Below are 2,400 nucleotides of genomic sequence, written 5' to 3'. Positions count from 1 at the left end.
CGCACCGACTTCGACAAGCTGATCGTCGACGTCGAGACGAAGCAGGCCATGCGTCCCCGTGACGCCATGGCGTCGGCCGGCAAGACCCTGGTCGAGCTGTTCGGTCTCGCCCGCGAGCTGAACATCGACGCCGAGGGCATCGACATGGGTCCGTCCCCGACGGACGCCGCCCTGGCCGCCGACCTGGCGCTGCCGATCGAGGAGCTGGAGCTCACGGTCCGCTCCTACAACTGCCTCAAGCGCGAGGGCATCCACTCCGTGGGTGAGCTCGTCGCCCGCTCGGAGGCGGACCTGCTGGACATCCGCAACTTCGGTGCGAAGTCCATCGACGAGGTCAAGGCGAAGCTGGCCGGCATGGGCCTGGCCCTGAAGGACAGCCCGCCCGGATTCGACCCGACCGCCGCCGCGGACGCCTTCGGCGCCGACGACGACGCGGACGCGGGCTTCGTCGAGACCGAGCAGTACTGAGCACTCCGCTGAGGAGGCCGGTTCTGTGACTGCGGGCCCGCTGTGGCTGGTCGCGCAGTCCCCGCGCCTCTTCGGGGGCGCGGATCTTCCGGGCGTCCGAAAGACGCCCGGATCTCCGACAGGCAACCGCCTGCTCGGATACTGACCTCGGTACCTGACACGGCCGGGGCAGACACACAGGAGAAGAACCATGCCGAAGCCCACCAAGGGTGCCCGTCTGGGCGGCAGCGCCGCGCACGAGAAGCTGCTCCTCGCGAACCTCGCGAAGGCGCTGTTCGAGCACGGCCGTATCACCACCACCGAGGCGAAGGCCCGCCGCCTGCGCCCGTATGCCGAGCGTCTGGTCACCAAGGCGAAGAAGGGCGACCTTCACAACCGCCGTCAGGTGCTCCAGGTCATCACGGACAAGAGCGTCGTCCACACGCTCTTCACCGAGATCGGCCCGCGTTACGAGAACCGTCCGGGTGGCTACACCCGCATCACCAAGATCGGTAACCGCCGTGGCGACAACGCGCCCATGGCCGTCATCGAGCTGGTCGAGGCGCTGACGGTGCAGCAGAAGGCCGTGGGCGAGGCCGAGGCCGCCACCAAGCGTGCGGTCAAGGAGTCCGAGGAGGCCAAGGCGCAGGAGACCACCGAGGCTCCGGCCGAGGAGGCCGCTGCCGAGGAGTCGAAGGACGCCTGAGGCTCCGCCTGACGCTGAAGCGGGCTCGCCCTACGGGGCGGGCCCGCTTTCGCGTACCGGAGAAGTCACCGGCCCTGAGAGGATCTGCACGTGAGTGACGAAGTACAGCCCGGCCATGTCCGTATCCGTCTCGACCTGTCCTACGACGGCACCGGCTTCCACGGCTGGGCCAAGCAGGCCGGCGGCAGGCGGACCGTGCAGGGTGAGATCGAGGACGCGCTGCGCACGGTCACGCGCTCCCGGGAGACCTTCGAGCTGACCGTCGCCGGGCGGACCGACGCCGGGGTGCACGCGCGGGGCCAGGTGGCACACGTGGACCTGCCCGAGCAGGTCTGGCGCGAGCACCACGAGAAGCTGCTCAAGCGGCTCGCCGGGCGGCTGCCGAAGGACGTGCGCGTATGGGCCCTCAGGCCCGCGCCCAGCGGCTTCAACGCCCGTTTCTCCGCCGTCTGGCGCCGCTACGCCTACCGCGTCACCGACAACCCGGGCGGCGTCGACCCGCTGCTGCGGAACCACGTGCTGTGGCACGACTGGCCGCTCGACGTCGACGCCATGAACGAGGCGGCCCGGCGGCTGATCGGTGAGCACGACTTCGCGGCGTACTGCAAGAAGCGTGAGGGCGCGACCACCATCCGTACGCTCCAGGAGCTCGTTCTCGAGCGCGGCGACGGCGGGATCATCACCGCCACCGTCCGTGCCGACGCCTTCTGCCACAACATGGTGCGCTCGCTCATCGGGGCGCTGCTGTTCGTCGGCGACGGCCACCGTCCCCCGGACTGGCCGGGGAAGGTCCTGGCCGCGGGCGTGCGGGACTCGGCCGTGCACGTCGTACGGCCGCACGGGCTGACCCTGGAGGAGGTCGGCTATCCGGCCGACGAGCTGCTGGCCGCGCGCAACCGCGAGGCCCGCAACAAGCGGTCGCTGCCGACGGCCGGCTGCTGCTGAGGGCCCGCCGGCCCGCCGCTGACCCGGTGTGACGGTACGTGTGCGGTATGGCGGGAACTCGCCGTACCTGTGTGCTGCCGTTCGGCGAGAGGGCGGACCCCATGCGGCTCACCGTCATCGGCACCGGCTATCTGGGTGCCACGCACGCCGCCTGCATGGCGGAGCTGGGACACGAGGTGGTCGGCGTCGACGTCGACGCCGGGAAGGTCGCCGCGCTGCGCGCGGGCAGGGCGCCGTTCCATGAGCCGGGGCTGGCCGCGCTGCTCGCCCGGCACACGGCGAGCGGGCGGCTGCGGTTCACC

Annotated in this window: 4 protein-coding genes; all 4 read left to right on the top strand. The window is 71.0% G+C overall.

Annotated elements, in window-relative coordinates; all coding sequences use genetic code 11:
• Positions 1–468, top strand: a 468-nt coding sequence (locus BZY54_RS47530; RefSeq protein WP_279634780.1) for a DNA-directed RNA polymerase subunit alpha C-terminal domain-containing protein, incomplete at its 5' end; no start/stop codon positions are given.
• A gap of 190 nt (positions 469–658) precedes the next feature.
• The gene (rplQ, locus tag BZY54_RS47525) at positions 659–1,153 is read left to right on the top strand and encodes a 50S ribosomal protein L17 (protein ID WP_086731491.1); all 495 of its coding nucleotides are present in this window, start codon (positions 659–661) and stop codon (positions 1,151–1,153) included.
• Between the two features lie 90 nt (positions 1,154–1,243).
• Complete coding sequence (truA, locus tag BZY54_RS47520; protein WP_086731490.1) at positions 1,244–2,098, top strand: tRNA pseudouridine(38-40) synthase TruA; 855 nt, start codon at positions 1,244–1,246, stop codon at positions 2,096–2,098.
• Between the two features lie 101 nt (positions 2,099–2,199).
• On the top strand, positions 2,200–2,400 hold a 201-nt coding region (locus BZY54_RS47515), incomplete at its 3' end, for a 3-hydroxyacyl-CoA dehydrogenase NAD-binding domain-containing protein (RefSeq protein WP_244217707.1).

The organism is Streptomyces carpinensis (assembly GCF_002154505.1).
In the GTDB taxonomy this organism is placed as follows: domain Bacteria; phylum Actinomycetota; class Actinomycetes; order Streptomycetales; family Streptomycetaceae; genus Streptomyces; species Streptomyces carpinensis.
Note: the sequence above shows the minus strand (reverse complement) of the source record. Positions and strands in the feature narration are given on the sequence as shown.

What these genes read in the sequence shown, in the direction of transcription:
- rplQ (WP_086731491.1), top strand. Translation starts at nt 659, where the DNA reads ATGCCGAAGCCCACCAAGGGTGCCCGTCTGGGCGGCAGCGCCGCGCAC.